Annotated in this window: 21 protein-coding genes and 1 other annotated feature; all 21 genes read left to right on the top strand. The window is 39.4% G+C overall.

The genetic code is table 11. The features are described from left to right. Positions 1–10 precede the first annotated feature (10 nt). Positions 11–766, top strand: a complete 756-nt coding sequence (locus AA0X71_RS07275) for a prepilin peptidase (protein ID WP_413360848.1) — start codon at positions 11–13, stop codon at positions 764–766. A gap of 13 nt (positions 767–779) precedes the next feature. Beyond that, positions 780–1760, top strand: a complete 981-nt coding sequence (pilM, locus tag AA0X71_RS07280) for a type IV pilus biogenesis protein PilM (RefSeq protein WP_413360850.1) — start codon at positions 780–782, stop codon at positions 1758–1760. 3 nt (positions 1761–1763) lie between these two features. After that, complete coding sequence (locus AA0X71_RS07285) at positions 1764–2393, top strand: PilN domain-containing protein (protein ID WP_413360852.1); 630 nt, start codon at positions 1764–1766, stop codon at positions 2391–2393. Continuing rightward, positions 2390–3133 carry a hypothetical protein gene (locus AA0X71_RS07290; RefSeq protein ID WP_413360854.1) on the top strand — a complete coding sequence of 248 codons (744 nt, stop codon included), beginning with the start codon at positions 2390–2392 and terminating at the stop codon, positions 3131–3133. Before AA0X71_RS07285 ends, AA0X71_RS07290 begins: the two co-directional genes overlap by 4 nt. A gap of 143 nt (positions 3134–3276) precedes the next feature. After that, the gene (locus AA0X71_RS07295; RefSeq protein ID WP_413360856.1) at positions 3277–4317 is read left to right on the top strand and encodes a hypothetical protein; all 1041 of its coding nucleotides are present in this window, start codon (positions 3277–3279) and stop codon (positions 4315–4317) included. A gap of 141 nt (positions 4318–4458) precedes the next feature. Beyond that, complete coding sequence (locus tag AA0X71_RS07300) at positions 4459–4908, top strand: type II secretion system protein (RefSeq protein ID WP_413360857.1); 450 nt, start codon at positions 4459–4461, stop codon at positions 4906–4908. 248 nt (positions 4909–5156) lie between these two features. Then, a complete protein-coding gene (locus AA0X71_RS07305) occupies positions 5157–5729 on the top strand; it encodes a Maf family protein (protein WP_413360860.1) in 573 nt (190 codons plus the stop codon). 55 nt (positions 5730–5784) lie between these two features. Further along, the gene (radC, locus tag AA0X71_RS07310; protein WP_413362519.1) at positions 5785–6456 is read left to right on the top strand and encodes a RadC family protein; all 672 of its coding nucleotides are present in this window, start codon (positions 5785–5787) and stop codon (positions 6454–6456) included. Positions 6457–6688: 232 nt separating this feature from the next. Then, on the top strand, positions 6689–7711 hold the full coding sequence (locus tag AA0X71_RS07315) for a rod shape-determining protein (RefSeq protein WP_413360864.1): 1023 nt from the start codon (positions 6689–6691) through the stop codon (positions 7709–7711). A gap of 250 nt (positions 7712–7961) precedes the next feature. After that, positions 7962–8846, top strand: coding sequence for a rod shape-determining protein MreC (gene mreC, locus AA0X71_RS07320; RefSeq protein ID WP_413360867.1), 885 nt, complete (start codon positions 7962–7964; stop codon positions 8844–8846). Further along, the gene (gene mreD, locus AA0X71_RS07325; protein WP_413360870.1) at positions 8843–9361 is read left to right on the top strand and encodes a rod shape-determining protein MreD; all 519 of its coding nucleotides are present in this window, start codon (positions 8843–8845) and stop codon (positions 9359–9361) included. Before mreC ends, mreD begins: the two co-directional genes overlap by 4 nt. A gap of 384 nt (positions 9362–9745) precedes the next feature. Further along, on the top strand, positions 9746–10426 hold the full coding sequence (gene minC / locus AA0X71_RS07330) for a septum site-determining protein MinC (RefSeq protein WP_413360872.1): 681 nt from the start codon (positions 9746–9748) through the stop codon (positions 10424–10426). A gap of 1 nt (position 10427) precedes the next feature. Further along, on the top strand, positions 10428–11231 hold the full coding sequence (minD, locus tag AA0X71_RS07335) for a septum site-determining protein MinD (protein WP_413360874.1): 804 nt from the start codon (positions 10428–10430) through the stop codon (positions 11229–11231). A gap of 135 nt (positions 11232–11366) precedes the next feature. Next, positions 11367–12137 carry a peptidoglycan DD-metalloendopeptidase family protein gene (locus tag AA0X71_RS07340; protein WP_413360877.1) on the top strand — a complete coding sequence of 257 codons (771 nt, stop codon included), beginning with the start codon at positions 11367–11369 and terminating at the stop codon, positions 12135–12137. Then, positions 12130–12996, top strand: coding sequence for a site-2 protease family protein (locus AA0X71_RS07345; protein ID WP_413360880.1), 867 nt, complete (start codon positions 12130–12132; stop codon positions 12994–12996). Before AA0X71_RS07340 ends, AA0X71_RS07345 begins: the two co-directional genes overlap by 8 nt. Positions 12997–13042: 46 nt before the next feature. Further along, positions 13043–14491: an Rne/Rng family ribonuclease gene (locus tag AA0X71_RS07350; protein ID WP_413360882.1), complete on the top strand. Its 1449-nt coding sequence runs from the start codon at positions 13043–13045 to the stop codon at positions 14489–14491. Positions 14492–14561: 70 nt separating this feature from the next. After that, positions 14562–14638: a sequence feature (ribosomal protein L21 leader region), on the top strand. A gap of 13 nt (positions 14639–14651) precedes the next feature. Next, on the top strand, positions 14652–14960 hold the full coding sequence (gene rplU, locus AA0X71_RS07355; RefSeq protein WP_307150629.1) for a 50S ribosomal protein L21: 309 nt from the start codon (positions 14652–14654) through the stop codon (positions 14958–14960). 11 nt (positions 14961–14971) lie between these two features. After that, positions 14972–15304, top strand: coding sequence for a ribosomal-processing cysteine protease Prp (locus AA0X71_RS07360; RefSeq protein ID WP_413360885.1), 333 nt, complete (start codon positions 14972–14974; stop codon positions 15302–15304). Between the two features lie 13 nt (positions 15305–15317). Next, positions 15318–15608 carry a 50S ribosomal protein L27 gene (gene rpmA / locus AA0X71_RS07365; RefSeq protein ID WP_019154669.1) on the top strand — a complete coding sequence of 97 codons (291 nt, stop codon included), beginning with the start codon at positions 15318–15320 and terminating at the stop codon, positions 15606–15608. Positions 15609–15875: 267 nt separating this feature from the next. Next, positions 15876–16418: a Spo0B C-terminal domain-containing protein gene (locus tag AA0X71_RS07370; RefSeq protein ID WP_413360888.1), complete on the top strand. Its 543-nt coding sequence runs from the start codon at positions 15876–15878 to the stop codon at positions 16416–16418. Positions 16419–16525: 107 nt separating this feature from the next. After that, positions 16526–17815, top strand: a complete 1290-nt coding sequence (obgE, locus tag AA0X71_RS07375) for a GTPase ObgE (RefSeq protein WP_413360890.1) — start codon at positions 16526–16528, stop codon at positions 17813–17815. Positions 17816–17858 lie beyond the last annotated feature (43 nt).

A 17858-nucleotide genomic window follows, 5' to 3' on the forward strand; every position in this document is an offset into this window, starting at 1 on the left:
GGACTTATATATGCTTTATTACTTTTATTTTAGTATTGTAGGTCTCATCCTAGGCTCCTTCTTCAACGTAGTCGGCCTCAGAGTGCCGATCAAAAAATCAATCGTAGCGCCACGCTCAGCTTGCCCGAACTGCAATCATCAGTTGCGGGCGTCTGAGTTGATTCCGGTGCTGTCTTATGTCATGCAAGGTGGGAAATGTCGTCAGTGTAAGACGAAGATTTCCCCTATCTATCCACTTGTGGAGCTTATGACAGGTTTGTTATTTGTCTCAGCTCCCCTTGTTTTAGGGTGGACGTTAGAGTTGGTTGTCGCTTGGACGTTAATTTCGTTATTGATGATTATTTTTGTTTCAGACATTTCGTATATGTTAATCCCTGATAAGATTTTACTCGTGTTTGCAGGGATTTTTTTATTAGAGAGGCTCTTTATTCCTTTGACTCCGTGGTGGGATTCCCTCCTCGGTGGAGCAATCGCCTTTATCCTCTTACTACTGATTGCCGTTGTTAGTAAAGGTGGCATGGGCGGTGGAGATATCAAACTGTTTGCTTTAATCGGATTTGTCGTAGGGACTAAAGTCTTTTTACTCTCTTTCTTTTTAGCAACGTTATTAGGTGCGATAATTGGAGGGTTCGGTCTTTTATTTAAATTAATCGAACGGAAAAAGCCGATTCCATTCGGACCGTTTATTGCAGCTGGGTCGCTGGTTGCATATTATTTTTATGATCAAATTCTAGACTTTTATTTTTCATTTTTAGTAGGTGTTTAAGGGGTCGTCTCATATGGAATTTACTTTATTTTCAAGAAAAAAACGTGTTGTCAATATGGTCATTACCGATCATTCTATCCGTTATTTAGAGCTTAAGCAGATGAATCCCTTAATACCACTTCGCTGGGGAGAACGTTTGCTGCCGACCGGAATCATTGTCAACGGAAAAATTAATGACTATGAAACACTTATCAATATATTGGAAGAGTGTGTAACAGACTGGAAGTTAAAAAATCGCCAAGTTCGATTTCTTATTCCTGAATCCTTTGTCATTATACGGAAAGTTTCGATTCCAGCTGAAGTGAATGATGATGAAATAAAAGCTTATCTTTACTTAGAATTAGGTTCAAGTATACATCTTCCATTTGATGAACCAGTATTTGATGCTGTCGTTTTATCAAAAGGAGAAGAGAAACAGGAAATTTTGATCTTTGCGGCCCAAGAAGAGAATGTACAAGAGTACACTGCTCTATTCACGGAAGTTAAGCTTGAGCCAGTAGCGGCTGAGGTTTCTCCTCTAGCCATTTATCGCCTCTACCACCATCTTCAAAAAGAACATAAAAATGAGGATATGCTCGTTGTTCAATTTGGTTTAAATGATGTCAATATTTGTATTTTCGAAAATACGGTTCCGTTTTTTATGCATCATCTCCCTATCGAATTTAATGGGGAACAATGGGATAAGAAGCTCAATCGTAATGGAGAATATGAGCTAGTTTTTATTGGAGAGACATCGCAATTGTCTTTCCAACTCGATGATGCTTATAAAGAGATTAATCGTTTAATGGATTTCTATCGCTATTCCTTGCATCAAGGAAAAAAGCAAGTGTCGAAAATTTTACTTAGCGGAGATCATCCACTTCTCGCTCAAATTAAAGGAGAGCTTGAAAGGCGTCTGGAAGCCCCATTGGAAACGATTGAACTTGAGCAATTAGAGGAAGAACTACCTCATACATTTTATTTAGCATTAGGGCTTGCCTTAAAAGGGGTGTAAACAATGCTTGTCGATATTAATCTATTACCTCAAAAAGAAGCGAAGAATAAATCCCTTTTAACGCTTGCTATTGTTTCTAGTGCAATTCTTCTTATAGGTGTAGTAATTGCTGTGTTTCTTAACAATAGCTATAACAGTAAGTTAGCTGAGCTCGAAGATCAAATAAGCTTAACCGAGCAACTTGTAGAAGTAGAGCAACAAAAAATCGTTGCCTATCAATCTTCAAACTCCATAACTGATTTGGAAAACACCGTAAAATGGGCACAGAGTTATCCATTAAAAACAGTCCCAGTTTTGAAAAATTTGACGGCTATTCTTCCAGAAAGGGGATTTATTCAATCCTTTACCTATGAAGAAACAGGTTCGATAAGAATAACGGTACAGTTTGAAATGAGCAGGGAAGCAGCCTACTTTTTAAATTCCTTGCTAGAATCAAGTTGGGTAAACGATGCTAAGCTTAATAGTTTAGACGCTGTCACCAATGATAAATTCACAGAGATGGAAGATATTGAGGATGAACGTACAGCTAACTACATCCCTCGCTATTTAGGTCAATATGAAATTGAATTGAATCGAGAAGTATTAAAGGAAAATGGGGATCCCTCCCTTGAAGAAGGGAGAGATGACGAGTGAGTATCGTTCGAAATGAAAAATTCATGATCATTGTCACAAGTATCATTCTCTTGCTTCTCTTTGCGGGTATTTACTTATTTGTTCTATTTCCTAAAATGGAGAAAATTCCTCAGAAGGAAGCGGAACTCGCGACACAAGAGCAGTTATTGTCCGTTTTACAAAGCAAAATCACGGGAACAAACTCCAATACTTTTCAAAGTACGGTGGCATTACAAAAAATGGTTCCAGTTAAGGAACTGTCTCAACAATTATTACTCGATATTGAGAAAGCGGAAGTTGTTTCGGGAAGCTTTGTCGTTAATATGAATTTTGATGATGGTGATGTTACATTTGAAAATGAGCCAGTCGAAGAGGACGAAACAACTGAAGAAAAGATGACAGCAGAATCAAATGAAGACGAAGAACCTAATGAAGAAGAAACGAATACAATTACTCTTCCGAATGGGGTTAAGAAGACAATCGTAACGCTAAATCTAGAATCACCAGGTTATTTTGAATTTGAGAAGTTTATCAGTACTCTTGAGAATTCAGAAAGAATTACTGTCGTGGAAGCTCTTGACTTTACAGCTGGTGAAGAAATTATTGAACTTGAACAGTCTGAGCAACCACTAAGATATCAAGTCAAAATCGCTGCTTTCTATATGCCAGCGTTAGTTGATTTGATCGACCAATTGCCTAAAATGGAAACGCCTGAACCAGCGAATAAGAAAACGCCTTTGGTGAAAAGTGGAGATTTGTAAGTTCTAACAGTCGATCCGAAAGAGAACTCCTAAAAAATTTGACGAAAATCTCTATAACAAGACGACAAAAGTCTTGTTATTTTTTTTTGCCTTTATGATATGTTTGAAGCAAACCTGCATTCGACATGGAAGGAGGGCAATCATTGGACAAGTCAGGAAATCCAAAAACGATTACAATTAAAATTAATGGAAAAGACCGCACCATACAGAAAAAGAAGCAAGGGGATCTTTCAGAAGATCGAAATGAAAGAGAGAATAGCACCTCCTCTACCTATCATAAATTAGAGAAGATCACTTCAGAAGAGTTGTCGGCTGCAGAGCAGGCAAAAGAAGAAGAGGAGTTTGATTGGATCCTTCCGGAAATGGAAGAAGAGGAGCAACTGCAAGAATACAAAATTGTAAGCAAATCAAAAGGGAAAAAAGGGTTAAAGAAACCGAAACAAAAAAAGAGTTTTACGAATAAAGGAATGTTTCCATCTGTTCTATTAATCGTCTTTCTTGCTGTTGTATCTGGTACAACCCTGGGCATATTGATGCTAAAAATGGTCATTTCTGATTCGGCGATTGAAGCTGTCGGGGGACCGTTGGAGGAAGCTTTACCTGAGGAAGGAGCAGCCACTCCTGGTACCGCTTCAATTGAACTCCCAGCTATAACAGGGTATATGGTTCAAGGTGGCGTTTTTACAACGGAAGAAGCAGCCAATGTAGAGGCTACAGCGATGGCAGATAAGGGAGTCCCGACGGAAATTATTGGCATGGATGATAAGTTTTTCATCTTTGTTGGCGTAGCAGACAGTCTAGAAAATGCGAAGGCACTAGGGACTGAACTTCAAGGCAACGGGGTTGAAACTTTCTCTAAAGAAGTGGAGCTCGGTGGTGCTTCTCTATCAGCACTACAAGACTCAGAGCAGAAATTGCTAGAAGCAGCTCCTACTTTATATACATTACTTTCAGAAATGTACACAACAGCCCATCTCAGCAATGCGGTTTCAGCAGAACAAAAGACCGCACTAGCTTCTCAATTAGAAGCTTGGCAGGCCATTGGAAGTATCGAAAATGAGCAGTTGCAACAGCTTAAAAGTGAATTGGATGGAGCGGTTATGATATTAAATAGTGATGGAGCAGCTCTTGTCGAAGCACAACAGCATCTTCTCAACTTTCTCGCTATTTACCAATCTTTATAATATTTTTTCCCACAAAAAGAGTCTATTCGTAGGCTCTTTTTTCTAGTTATTTAAAAATTAGAGTGCCGTTTTTAGGCAGAATTTGGTACGATAAACATAGGAATAAAGTCTGAGGGAAACTATAGTAAAGGAGTCTAGTAAATGAGGGGAATAGCTAGACAAGATGAGAGAGGGATGACGTTAATAGAGTTACTTGCTGTTATCGTAATCTTAGGTATCATTGCGGCGATCGGGGTAATAGCGATCTCTGGAGTGATACAAAAACAAAAGGATCAAGCATTTGTCGGAAATGCCCTAGCTTTAAAAGAAGGGGCTTCAATATACATACAACAGCAATTAGCACAAGGTGATGAGCTTCCGGAGATCATTACGTACGAGAATTTAAGTGAAGAGAGTATTATGGATAAAATCAAGGATCCGGATACAGGAAATTATTTAGAACCAACTAAAAATAGCTATGTACAACTGACGGAAAACGCTCCATCAGCTGTTTGTTTAATTGGTGAAAGAAGAAATCTATGTTCGAAGGAAGGGGTAGAAGGACCCATTCTCTTCAGTGAACTATCTAGAGAACTCCTAAGTGAGAATTAATTTTCCGGGAAATAGTAATATAGTGTCAGCAGCTTTATAAAAATAGTGGAGTCTACGCGAATTTAAGGTGTAGACTCTTTTTTGTAGAAAAACATTTTAAAAACTGAAACTTAGAATGGGGACAAAACGTCTTAATAAGAGTAAATAAGTTGAAGTTTTTTTAAATTGGAAATTGTTTCTAAGGGGATAATTTGGTACGATAAGCTTGTATCATCCTTTTCTGAACGATCATAAGGTTAGGTGATTTTATGCAGACCCTCATTTTAGCCTCTTCTTCTCCACGGCGAAAAGAACTTCTAGAAAATCTACAATTAACATTTGAAGTCTCCAGCAGTGATGTTGATGAGTCTTACAATCCAGAGAATACCCCAGAAGAAATTGTGATGGAATTGGCGAAACGAAAAGCACAATTTGTCGCCCAAAAGCATCCTTCAGCATTTGTGATCGGTAGTGACACGATCGTTGTAGCAAATAACCAAGTGCTAGGAAAACCAAAGAATGAGCAAGAAGCAATGGAGATGCTGAGGCAACTGTCGGGAAAAACGCATGCTGTTTACACAGGTGTGTCGATTTTTAGTCCAAATAATGACGTTGAATTTTTCGAAAAAACCGAGGTGGACTTTTGGGAGTTAACAGACGAGGAAATCAAAAGCTATGTTAACACCGGAGAACCGATGGATAAGGCAGGTGCATATGGCATACAGGGGTTTGGTAGACTTCTTGTGAAAAAAATCAATGGAGATTATTTCTCTGTTGTTGGCCTCCCCTTATCTAGAACGATCAGAGAATTACAAAAGCTCGGATATGATTTACCCTTTTAACTTCCTTTAGCCGCTAAGGTAAAAAGGAGGAACCAAATTGCAAGGTGAAACATTAATGATCCGAGATTTTCCGGAAGACGAGAGACCAAGGGAAAGATTTGAACAAAGTGGTCCTGCAAGTCTTTCAAATCATGAATTGATTGCGATTTTACTACGAACAGGTACAAAAGAAGAATCTGTTCTCCAATTATCCAATCGCTTATTAACGAATTTTGAAGGCTTACGACTTTTAAAAGATGCCACTTTAGATGAAATAACAGCTATAAAAGGCATCGGAAAAGCAAAAGCTATACAAGTACTTGCTGCAGTGGAAATTGGAAGACGAATTTCCAATTTAGCATATGACGATCGCTATGTCATCCGCTCCCCAGAAGATGGTGCGAACTATGTCATGAATGAGATGCGTTTTCTATCACAGGAGCATTTCGTATGCTTGTACTTGAACACGAAAAATCAAGTGCTCCATAAGAAAACGATCTTTATTGGGAGTTTGAATGCTTCGATAGTTCACCCAAGAGAGGTCTTCAAGGAAGCTCTTCGCCGCTCGGCTGCCTCTGTCATCTGTCTTCACAATCATCCTTCAGGTGACCCCACTCCAAGCCGTGAGGATATCGAAGTGACGAAGCGTTTAGTTGAGTCCGGGAAAATAATTGGGATTGAAATTTTAGACCATTTAATTATAGGGGAGAATAAATTCGTCAGCTTAAAGGAAAAAGGATACTTATAAGTAAATTGATCTCCTTTTGCTATGAAATTGGACCTTGTTTCATATATAATGAAATATGCCCTTATGGCACTATGATTTTAATAATGGTTGAGCTATAATAATGCTTGTGACTTTTTGCACGGTGTAGCACAAATTAGTTAATATGAGCCATTTGGAAAGAGTTGGATGAACACTTAATCAGAGCACATATACTCATGTGCTAAACGATTGTTTCAGAAAGGGAGATACAACGATGTTTGGAATTGGAACTAAAGACCTTGGGATAGATTTGGGTACAGCAAATACCCTTGTATATGTAAAAGGAAAAGGCGTTGTCGTACGCGAGCCATCAGTTGTGGCACTACAAACGGATACGAAGCATATTGTCGCAGTTGGAAACGATGCGAAAAATATGATCGGACGAACTCCAGGAAATGTAGTCGCGCTGAGACCGATGAAGGATGGCGTCATCGCTGATTATGAAACGACAGCGACGATGATGAAATACTATATTAGACAGGCTACGAAAGCAAAAGGCCTCTTTGCAGGGAAACCGTACATCATGGTTTGTGTTCCATCTGGTATTACAGCTGTTGAGGAACGCGCTGTTATCGATGCCACAAGACAAGCAGGAGCAAAGGATGCTTACACGATTGAAGAACCTTTTGCAGCTGCTATTGGAGCAAACTTACCTGTTTGGGAGCCTACAGGAAGTATGGTAGTCGACATTGGCGGCGGAACGACAGAAGTGGCGATCATTTCCCTTGGGGGAATTGTGACAAGCCAGTCTGTTCGAGTTGCTGGTGATGAAATGGATGAAGCGATCGTGAGCTACATAAGAAAAACGTATAACTTGATGATCGGGGATCGGACATCTGAAACCATCAAAGTAGAAATAGGCAGTGCAGGAGATCCAGAAGGTATTGATAATATGGAAATCCGTGGCCGAGACTTATTAACTGGATTACCTAAAACGATTGAAATTACGGCATTGGAAATTTCTCGTGCCCTACGTGATACAGTCGATGCCATCGTTGATGCAGTGAAGGTTACTCTTGAGAAGACACCTCCTGAACTTGCAGCAGACATTATGGATCGTGGTATCGTCTTAACAGGAGGCGGTGCACTACTTCGCAACCTCGATAAGGTCATTAGTGAAGAAACAAATATGCCGGTGTTAATAGCTGAAAATCCTCTTGATTGCGTGGCGATTGGAACGGGTAAAGCATTAGATAACATCAATTTATTTAAAAATCGGGCGAAGGAATCACGGTAGTCTATTCCTAAATTAATAAGAGATCAATCGCAAGTGAAATCATTTGCGATTGATCATCATTTACCTGAATCGATTTCACAGTGTATGAAGGTGAATTAAAAAACGAACTTTATAGTAAATTCATACCAAAATTATAAGTGAATTACTGATATTAATCATATTCACGTTAACATTGTTCGTTTTTTAACTTGAGGTGCGGCATTATGAAATTGATTTACCTATTAATATTGTAAAAAATGAGGTGTAGCAAATGCCACAATTCTTTTTGAATAAACGCCTGATTTTTTTGCTTGTCAGCATTATTATTCTCGTGGCATTAATTGGATTTTCCTTAAGAGAACGAGAAGAATTAACCGTGCCAGAGCAATTTTTGAAGGATACAACTGGATGGATACAAAATGTTTTTTCCAAGCCTCAAGGCTATGTGACAGAATTCTTTGAAGATATAAGAGATCTGCAAAATACATATTCGGAAAATAAGGAATTGAAATCTCGATTAGATGAACTTGCGAAGCTTGAAGCCGATGTGCAACAGCTCTCTAAAGAAAATGATGAACTTCGTGAAATTTTAGATAAAAAAGAAAGTTTACGTGCCTATGAGCCGACACAAGCGACAGTTATTGGAAGGAACCCTGATCGTTGGCATGAAATTTTGATTATTAATAAAGGCAAATCCAATGGACTTGAACCCAATATGGCGGTTGTTTCAGCGAATGGATATTTAATCGGAAAAGTAAAAAGTACACAGCAATTTACTTCAACGATTCAATTATTAAGTGCTATGGATCCGACGAATCGTATTTCCGCTGAGATTCAAGGGGAAGATGAATATTTTGGTACGATTGAGGGTTATGATGTCGACCGGGAATTATTAAGGCTCAAGCGAATTCCTTATGACGCAAAAATAGAAACGGATCAAGATGTCGTAACATCAGGCCTTGGAGGGATCTTTCCTGAAGGACTTCCAATTGGAAAAGTTGTAGATGTTGAACCAGATGAATTTGGTCTCAATCAAACTGCGTTTGTGAAACCAGGAGCAAACTTCTATAATATTCGCAATGTAATGGTCGTAAAAAGAGAAATGGATAAGCCAGATTTAAGTGAAATGATTGATGATGAGGAGGAGGAGCTGTGAGAAAATTTCTTCTTCCTCTTTTATTCATTCTCTTCTTTATTTTGGAGAGTGTTTTTGTACAATCTATACCAGCCGAGATGTTTAATGGTGAACGAATTTTAGTTCCCCGCTTCTTAATCATCGCGATTATCTTTTTAACGCTTTATGGAAACCGTAATCATGGTTTGATTTACGGCTTTACGTTTGGGCTATTATTTGATGTAGTATACACAGAAATCATCGGGATTTACTTATTTTTATTCCCTTTAATCGCTTACTTGGCTTCAAAGGTGATGCGATTGCTACAAGCGAATATTGGCGTGATTTCAATCGTTTCTTTATTAGGTGTAGCGTTACTAGAAATCAGTGTATATGAGCTGACCTTTTTAATTAACAAAACGGATATGCCTTTTTCACTGTTTGCGGAGCTACGATGGATACCAACATTAATCTTAAATCTAGCTTTTACCATTATTTTCGCTTATCCACTTAAGAGGCATTTTGAAAAATATGCCCTTTCTTTAAAAGAGGAATAAAGGATTATTCACTCTATTTGTCGAATACCTGTTACAGGCTCTTCATTCTTTGAAGGTCTTTTATGTCATGCGATAAAAAAGTATGTGATTAAAAAAGTTTAAATGGTATGCTTGATATATGCCAAGCTCTAGCACCCGTTATTTTGGCTATTAGACTATAGGGCGCTTTCCGCTTTTTCGTGCTATTGAGTTGAGATTATTTTGATATTGAGAATTGTCTAGCTCCAGCGCCTATCGCCTATCAACATCAGGTCCCCTCCTCACGATAAGTCAACTATGAATTGCTCCGCAATTCAAGTTTCCTATATCACAGTCGAGGCTCTTCCAGTTTGTACGTCGATAACCAAGGCGCTTACGCTTTTCGTATGAGGTGAACATCTTGATATGAAGAAAACACAGAATGTCCTAATAAAAGGAACGAAAGATGGATTAACATTACATTTAGATGATCAATGCTCCTATGAGGAATTAAAGAGGGAGTTGAATGAAAAGCTTACAGAGAATCAAAGGGCTAATAAGGATCAACCCCTTATTTCCGTTAGAGTGAAAGTTGGAAATCGATACTTAAGTAAAGAACAGAAAGAAGAGATCAAGACTTTGATTCGGCAAAAAAAGAATCTTGTCGTCGAATCGATTGAGTCCAATGTAATATCGAAGCTAGAAGCACAGCAAATCATCGAAGAGCATGAAATTGTTTCGGTTGCAAGGATTGTCCGTTCTGGTCAAGTTCTCGAAGTGCCAGGTGATTTACTATTAATTGGCGACGTGAACCCTGGTGGGAAAGTGGTCGCTGGTGGCAATGTCTTTGTAATGGGCGCATTAAAGGGAATTGCCCATGCAGGAGCTTACGGGAATTCAGAAGCCGTTATTTCTGCCTCGATTATGATGCCGACCCAGCTAAGAATCAATGATGCGATCAGTCGCTCGCCTGATGTCAATGGAGAGGACGACCGACGCGAAATGGAATGTGCCTATATTGATCAAGATGACCAAATTATTATTGATAGATTACAAGTTTTGATGCGTCTTAGACCAAATTTAACAAGATTGGAAGGAGGACTCTAAAGTGGGGGAAGCAATCGTTATAACATCTGGAAAAGGTGGGGTTGGGAAGACGACCACATCTGCAAATATTGGTACAGCTTTAGCCCTTCAAGGAAAAAGAGTTTGCTTGATTGACACAGATATTGGTTTAAGAAATTTGGACGTTGTCATGGGTCTTGAAAACCGAATTATCTATGATTTAGTCGATGTCATACAAGGTCGATGCAAAATTCACCAAGCTCTTGTGAAGGACAAGCGTTTTGATGATTTACTCTATTTGTTACCTGCTGCACAAACAAGTGATAAAACAGCTGTTTTACCAGAACAAATGAAGGTCCTGGTAGATTCTTTGAAACAGGACTATGACTATATTATCATTGATTGTCCAGCTGGTATTGAGCAAGGGTACAAAAATGCAGTAGCTGGGGCAGATCGAGCGATTGTCGTCACGACACCTGAAGTTTCAGCAGTTCGTGATGCGGATCGGATCATCGGTCTCCTTGAAAAAGAAGAAAATGTTGAGTCACCTAAACTCGTGATCAATCGTATTCGTAACCACTTAATGAAAAATGGTGATATGCTTGATGTCGATGAAATCACGACGCATTTATCGATTGAATTAATTGGGATTGTCGCAGATGACGATGAAGTGATTAAGGCATCGAATCATGGTGAACCGATTGCTTTAAATCCGAATAGCAAAGCTTCGATTGCTTATCGCAATATTGCTCGTCGTATTTTAGGAGAATCCGTTCCCCTTCAGCCGCTTGGTGACGAGGATAAAGGCGTCTTTACAAAGTTGAAAAAGTTTTTTGGAGTAAAATAATCGATAGTTATTGAGAACCGGGGAATTCTTCGGTTCTTTTTCTTTTTTTTTCGAGACTACGCAGATTCTTTCTTGTCATATATGAGATGGACAACTCATAGACTTGTACAAACTAGATAAAGGGATTGGTGGGTCATGTCTAGAGCGGATGATATAAGAAGAAGGATGGCAAAACGGAAACGTGAAAGGGAGAGATTGACGAAAAATGTGAACGATCGCTTTCTCGTTGTAGAAGAGGAAGAAAAGTATGGCTTTGAAAAGTTTCCCTCCTATGAAACTGATCCAGGAGAAGGTGGTCATCCACTTTTTAATAAAGAGTTTTTTCTCTTTAAAATATTGGCCTCTGCATGCCTTGTGCTCATTGTGGCCATTATTTTCCGCAATGGGGGAGAGTCCGTACAGCCAGTAAAGAACTTTGTCACGAAATCGATGGAGCATGACTTTCAATTTGCGGCAGTTGCTGATTGGTATGAGAATAAATTTGGCAAACCGTTAGCCCTGTTACCATTTGACCAAAACGAGGATGAACCAGAAACAGAAGATACCCAAGAATATGCCCTGCCAGCTGCAGCACGGATATTAGAGGAATTTGCAGAGGATGGACAGAAGGTCTCCATTGAAACGGAAAAAGGGGCAGCCGTAACAGCGATGAGCGAGGGTAGAGTTAGCTATGTTGGTGATGAGGAGGGCTTCGGCAAGACCGTCATCATTCAACATGCAGATAAAAGTGAAACCTGGTACGGAAATTTAGAATCCGTTGATGTCACGTTATATGAATTTGTTAATAAAGGAAACAGTGTTGGTACAGCAGCCAATGCTGGTGATGGAACGAAAGGAATGTTTTACTTTGCTATTAAAAAAGGGGATGACTTTATTGACCCCATACAGGTGATACAATTTGACTAACTTTCTTTCCCTTTTTCAAAAAATATATATTCACCCATTGTTATGGGTTGTTGTAGCAATAGCGGTTGTAACGGCGCATTTTATTGAATTATCTCTCTTACTCTTGATTATTTTCATCCATGAGTTAGGACATGCGGCTGCCGCTTCTTTTTTTTCGTGGAGAGTGAAGAAAATTTCCATTCTTCCGTTTGGAGGAGTGGCGGAGATGGACGAACACGGCAATCGTCCTCTAAAAGAAGAGGCGATCGTGACCTTGGCTGGTCCGATTCAGCATCTTTGGTTAATGGCTGCCGCCTTTATCTTATATGAACTCGGATTAATACAAGAGTTTATTTTTACGAATTTCATCCAATTTAATCTCATGATTTTAATTTTTAATTTACTCCCTATTTGGCCATTGGATGGGGGGAAATTTATTTTTTTATGGCTATCATTAAAAGATTCCTTCCCAAAGGCATTTAAACAAACATTGATCATTTCGGTATTAGCTGTGGCGCTGTTTTCTATCTTGATGTTAATGATTGAACCCATTAACTTAAATGTGTGGATTGTCATTTCCTTTATTATTTTCACTTTACGTTTTGAATGGAAGCAAAGTCGTTACGTCTTTATTCGATTTTTAATGGAAAGGTATTATGGGAAGAAAAATGAGTTTCGTAAGTTAAAACCGATTGTGGTGGAGCCAGATGAACTCGTGATTCATGTGCTAGAACGGTTTCAACGGGGTTATAAGCACCCAATCATTATTGAAAAGAACGGAAAGGAAACAGGTTCCTTGGATGAAAATGAACTTTTGCATGCTTATTTTGCTGAGAAACAAATTACCGCTAAGATAGGAGACTTGCTGTATCCGTATTAAATTTGAGAAAATAGAAGAACTATGAAGTAGGTAAGGAGTTTTATTGGTGAATGTTGTTGTTATAAATGGAATTGGAAGAGAAAAAAGATATGCATTAATCAAAAAACAAAAGGTCGCAAAGCTTGTCATTGAACAACCTCAGCAGCAGTCGATCGTCGGCTCGATTTATTTAGGAATAGTGGAAAAAGTTTTGCCGGGGATGAATGCTGCTTTTATCAATATTGGTCTTGACAAAAATGGCTTTTTACACCGGGATAAACTCCCGGCTTTTTTCGTGTCGAAAGAAGATAAAGGGATCGCCAACTATCTTCATCAAGGAGAAAAAATCCTTGTTCAAGTAGAAAAAGATGCGACCGGCGATAAGGGACCGAGAGTGACAGGAATGATTGAGTTCGGTGGAGATATGACGGTCTATACACCACAAGGGAAATTTGTGGCCGTATCGAAGAAAATCGAGGACGAATCCGTTAGGGAAGAATGGCGTCAAATTGGTCATGAGTTCAAGCGGGAGGAAGAAGGAATCTTATTTCGCACCGCTTGTATTGAACGTTCCAAGGAAGCTGTCCTAACTGAGTTAGAGCACTTAAGGATGAAATATGAAACAATGGTTCAAACAATAAAATCGATGAAGAAACCTGGCCTAGTGATGGCGCGCGATTTCTTTCTAGAAGAGGTAAAAGGTGTTATTTCGACTCTTGATTCTGGGCAAGTGGTCGTTGATACGTTAAAGATGAAAAAGGAGTTGGAAGCAGTTTGTCACCATGTTGAACTGATTTATCAACAACAGAGCGATGATATTTTTTCTCTCTATCGTTTAGAGCATGAGATTGAGAACGCCTTGAAAAAAGTTGTTTGGTTAGAGAACGGTGCCTATTTGGTCTTTGATGAGACGGAGGCCTTAACCGTAATTGACGTGAATACAGGGCAGTTTTCTGGAAAGCATCATCTCCAAGATACAGTGACGAAGACGAATCTTATAGCTGCAGAGGAGATTGCTCGGCAAATCCGTCTTCGTCATTTAGGAGGGATGATTCTCATTGATTTCATCGACATGAAAGAGCAAAAGGCACGAGATCAAGTGAGAAGGAAATTAGAAGTGGCTCTTCAAGAAGATGACAGAAGAACGAGGATGATTGGCTTCACCCCACTAGGAATTCTGCAGATGACGAGGATGAAAACACGAGTTTCCATTAGAGAGACGTTGACAACGACCTGCCAAGTCTGCGATGGAAGTGGGAAGGTCTTAAGTGCAGAAACGATCGCCTTTCGATTAGAACGAGAGCTATTGGAGTTAAGAGGCAAGGATATAGAAGCGGTTTTAATAGCAGCTACTGCGGATGTCAGGGACATTTTTACTGGAGAAAATGGAAGTCACCAAAAGCTTATAGAAGAAATTTGTGGGATTGAGCTTTATTTTTCTATCGAAGAAGGAGCGAAGCCTTTTTATCGAATAAAACAGATGGGTGAGAAAAGAGATATCGAGAAGAAGAGCTGAGTGCTACGCAATTTCGTATTGACACTAATAGTCGGACTATGATAATATTTTCATGTTATGTTTGTAGCGCACCGTGCTACAACCGCACAGATCAGGTCTTGAAATTTCCCTTGGGAAATACCTGTGATGGCGAGTCTGAGTCTAAGAGGAGGTGCAGTTCATGTACGCAATTATCGAAACTGGTGGTAAGCAAATCAAAGTAGAAGAAGGTCAAGCTATCTACATTGAAAAGCTAAACGCTGAAGCAGGCGAAACAGTTACATTTGATAAGGTTTTATTCGTTGGTGGTGACAACGTTAAAGTTGGTAGCCCTGTTGTAGAAGGAGCTTCTGTAACAGCTAAAGTTGAAAAACAAGGTCGCGCTAAGAAGATCATTGTTTTCAAATACAAAGCGAAGAAAAACTATCACAAGAAGCAAGGTCATCGTCAGCCATACACAAAAGTTGTGATTGAAAAAATCAACGCGTAAGGCGGTTTATGATGATTCAAACAACGATTTATCGTACTGAATCTGGACGAGTACAATCGTTTACTATTAGTGGTCATGCCCTCTTTGCCAACAATGGAAATGATATTGTTTGTGCAGGAGCTTCTGCAGTAACCTTCGGTGCGGTTAATTCGATTATCGCATTAACCGGAGTAGAACCAGAAATTGAGCAAGGAGAGTCAGGATTTCTCCGCTGCGTTATTCCGGATAATCTCCCAGAAGACGTTCAAGAGAAGATTCAGCTATTGCTTGAAGGGATGATCGTGAGCTTACAGACGATTGAAAGAGATTATGGAAAATATATAAAAATAACCTTCAAAAAGTAGGAGGTGGAACAAAATGTTAAGATTAGATCTTCAGTTTTTCGCTTCTAAAAAGGGAGTAGGTTCTACAAAGAACGGTCGTGACTCAATCTCAAAGCGCCTTGGTGCTAAGCGTGCAGATGGTCAGTTCGTAACTGGTGGTTCAATCCTTTATCGTCAACGTGGAACAAAGATTTATCCAGGTGTAAACGTTGGTAAAGGTGGAGACGACACTCTATTCGCGAAAGTGGATGGCGTTGTTAAGTTCGAACGCGTAGGACGTGACCGCAAGCAAGTGAGCGTGTACCCAGTAGCTCAAGAAGCTTAATTCTTTTAAAAAAACTCTAACCGTTTTTGGTTAGAGTTTTTTTGAGTTTTAGGGAGATTTGCGTTGGGTGTGAAATTCAGTTAGACCGATATATCTGCGTAAAGACCGATAAGTTTGGATTTAGACCGATATATTCGTACGAAGACCGATATAATCGATTTAAGACCGATAAATCCAATTTTCACCTAGAAATTTAACCCCATAAACTGCTTATTTTGATATACTAGCAAGAAGAAGGTTTCAGTTCGTTCATTTAGGAGTGCTTATATGAAAAAAGAATGGGATACGATTGAGCTTTTGAGCCATGCGAGGCATGATTGGCTAAATAAAATTCAATTAATTAAAGGAAATCTGTCTTTAAACAAAATAGACCGTGTCAAGGAAATCATAGATGAAATTGTCGTGGAAACGAGACAAGAATCGATTCTATCCAACCTGAACATTCCTCAATTTGCAGCATTGCTTCTAACCTATAATTGGGAAAGTCATTCCATTCACCTTGAGTATGAGATTATCAACGAAACAAATATATCAACACGTCATTTCGTGAAGGATGACGAACTAACAAAATGGACAAACACATTTTTAGAGGAATTAAATAAAGCAATTAAAGCCTTTCATGAAAATCATTTATCGGTGACGATCCAAAGGCAAGAATATGGGGTCGGTTTCTTTTTCGATTTTCGAGGAATAATAACAGATATTGAGCATATCAGGGGCTTTCTTCAAGAACCATCAATGTTTTCAAAAAAAGTGCAAGAGCTTTCAGAACAAGAGCTATCCATTGAAGTATTTATGCCCTATCAATGAGATATTAATGAGTAAAGATGCGTTAGGATGCAGGAAAAGCATTTGATAAAATGCTTTAAGAAGTTATTTTACATAATGACACATCTACTGCAGACGGGAGGACAAAAATGTTTGTAGATCAAGTTAAGATATATGTAAAAGGCGGAGACGGTGGTAATGGAATGGTTGCCTTTCGCCGTGAGAAATACGTTCCAAAGGGCGGCCCAGCTGGTGGAGACGGAGGCAGGGGTGCTGACGTTATTTTTGAGGTAGAGGAAGGTCTTAGAACACTGATGGACTTTCGCTATAAGCGCCATTTTAAGGCACCTCGTGGTGAGCATGGGATGTCGAAAAATCAGCATGGTCGAAATGCGAAAGATATGATTGTCAAAGTCCCACCAGGTACAGTTGTCACTGATGCCGAGACGAAAGAAGTAATTGCTGATTTGATTGAACATGGTCAAAGAGCGGTTATTGCTCGTGGTGGCCGAGGTGGACGCGGGAACTCAAGATTTGCTACTCCAGCTAACCCTGCTCCAGAGTTATCAGAGCATGGGGAACCGGGTATCGAAAAAGAAGTTATGCTTGAATTGAAAGTTCTAGCTGATGTAGGTCTTGTAGGATTTCCGAGTGTCGGAAAATCAACATTACTTTCGGTTGTATCAGCAGCAAAGCCGAAAATTGCCGATTATCATTTTACAACGATTGCGCCAAATCTCGGCATGGTTGAAACAGAAGATAGTAGAAGCTTCGTCATGGCAGACCTTCCTGGTTTAATTGAAGGAGCTCATGCTGGGGTAGGCTTAGGGCATCAATTTTTACGTCATATCGAAAGAACAAGAGTCATTGTTCATGTCATTGATATGGCGTCAACAGAAGGAAGAGACCCTTACGAGGATTACACAACAATTAATAATGAATTAAAAGAGTATAATTTAAGGCTGACCGAGAGACCACAAATTATTGTCGCCAATAAAATGGACATGCCAGAAGCGGAAGAAAATCTTGAAACGTTTAAGAGTCAACTGAAAGAGGATTATCCGATTTTTCCAATCTCAGCTATTACAAGACAAGGCTTAAGAGATCTCTTATTTGCGATCGCTGATAAAGTCGAGGAAACACCAGAATTTCCGCTTGTTCATGAAGAGGAAACAACGGATGTTAACCGCGTTCTTTATAAACATGAAGCGGACCAGAAGGAATTTGTCATTACGAGAGATCCAGACGGCAGCTTTGTTGTTTCCGGAGATGCTGTCGAGAGATTGTTTAAGATGACAAACTTTGCTCACGATGAATCGGTTCGTCGTTTTGCGAGACAGCTTAGAGGAATGGGTATCGATGACGCGCTAAGAGAAAGAGGGATTCAGAGCGGAGATACGGTTAAACTGATGGATTATGAATTTGAATTTCTTGATTAATTTTCTCGAGGAGGAGACGTCAAATAGAATTTTTTTGGCGTTT

Source organism: Robertmurraya phoenicis (assembly GCF_047302285.1).
Classification (GTDB): Bacteria; Bacillota; Bacilli; order Bacillales; family Cytobacillaceae; genus Robertmurraya.

Bases quoted from the DNA above. Each gene is read 5' to 3' on its own strand.
- AA0X71_RS07340 (WP_413360877.1), top strand. From the start codon at position 11,367: ATGTCTAGAGCGGATGATATAAGAAGAAGGATGGCAAAACGGAAACGT.
- mreC (WP_413360867.1), top strand. From the start codon at position 7,962: ATGCCACAATTCTTTTTGAATAAACGCCTGATTTTTTTGCTTGTCAGC.
- AA0X71_RS07285 (WP_413360852.1), top strand. From the start codon at position 1,764: ATGCTTGTCGATATTAATCTATTACCTCAAAAAGAAGCGAAGAATAAA.
- AA0X71_RS07360 (WP_413360885.1), top strand. From the start codon at position 14,972: ATGATTCAAACAACGATTTATCGTACTGAATCTGGACGAGTACAATCG.
- AA0X71_RS07305 (WP_413360860.1), top strand. From the start codon at position 5,157: ATGCAGACCCTCATTTTAGCCTCTTCTTCTCCACGGCGAAAAGAACTT.
- radC (WP_413362519.1), top strand. From the start codon at position 5,785: ATGATCCGAGATTTTCCGGAAGACGAGAGACCAAGGGAAAGATTTGAA.
- rplU (WP_307150629.1), top strand. From the start codon at position 14,652: ATGTACGCAATTATCGAAACTGGTGGTAAGCAAATCAAAGTAGAAGAA.
- AA0X71_RS07370 (WP_413360888.1), top strand. From the start codon at position 15,876: ATGAAAAAAGAATGGGATACGATTGAGCTTTTGAGCCATGCGAGGCAT.
- AA0X71_RS07315 (WP_413360864.1), top strand. From the start codon at position 6,689: ATGTTTGGAATTGGAACTAAAGACCTTGGGATAGATTTGGGTACAGCA.
- rpmA (WP_019154669.1), top strand. From the start codon at position 15,318: ATGTTAAGATTAGATCTTCAGTTTTTCGCTTCTAAAAAGGGAGTAGGT.
- obgE (WP_413360890.1), top strand. From the start codon at position 16,526: ATGTTTGTAGATCAAGTTAAGATATATGTAAAAGGCGGAGACGGTGGT.
- AA0X71_RS07300 (WP_413360857.1), top strand. From the start codon at position 4,459: ATGAGGGGAATAGCTAGACAAGATGAGAGAGGGATGACGTTAATAGAG.
- AA0X71_RS07275 (WP_413360848.1), top strand. From the start codon at position 11: ATGCTTTATTACTTTTATTTTAGTATTGTAGGTCTCATCCTAGGCTCC.
- minC (WP_413360872.1), top strand. From the start codon at position 9,746: ATGAAGAAAACACAGAATGTCCTAATAAAAGGAACGAAAGATGGATTA.
- pilM (WP_413360850.1), top strand. From the start codon at position 780: ATGGAATTTACTTTATTTTCAAGAAAAAAACGTGTTGTCAATATGGTC.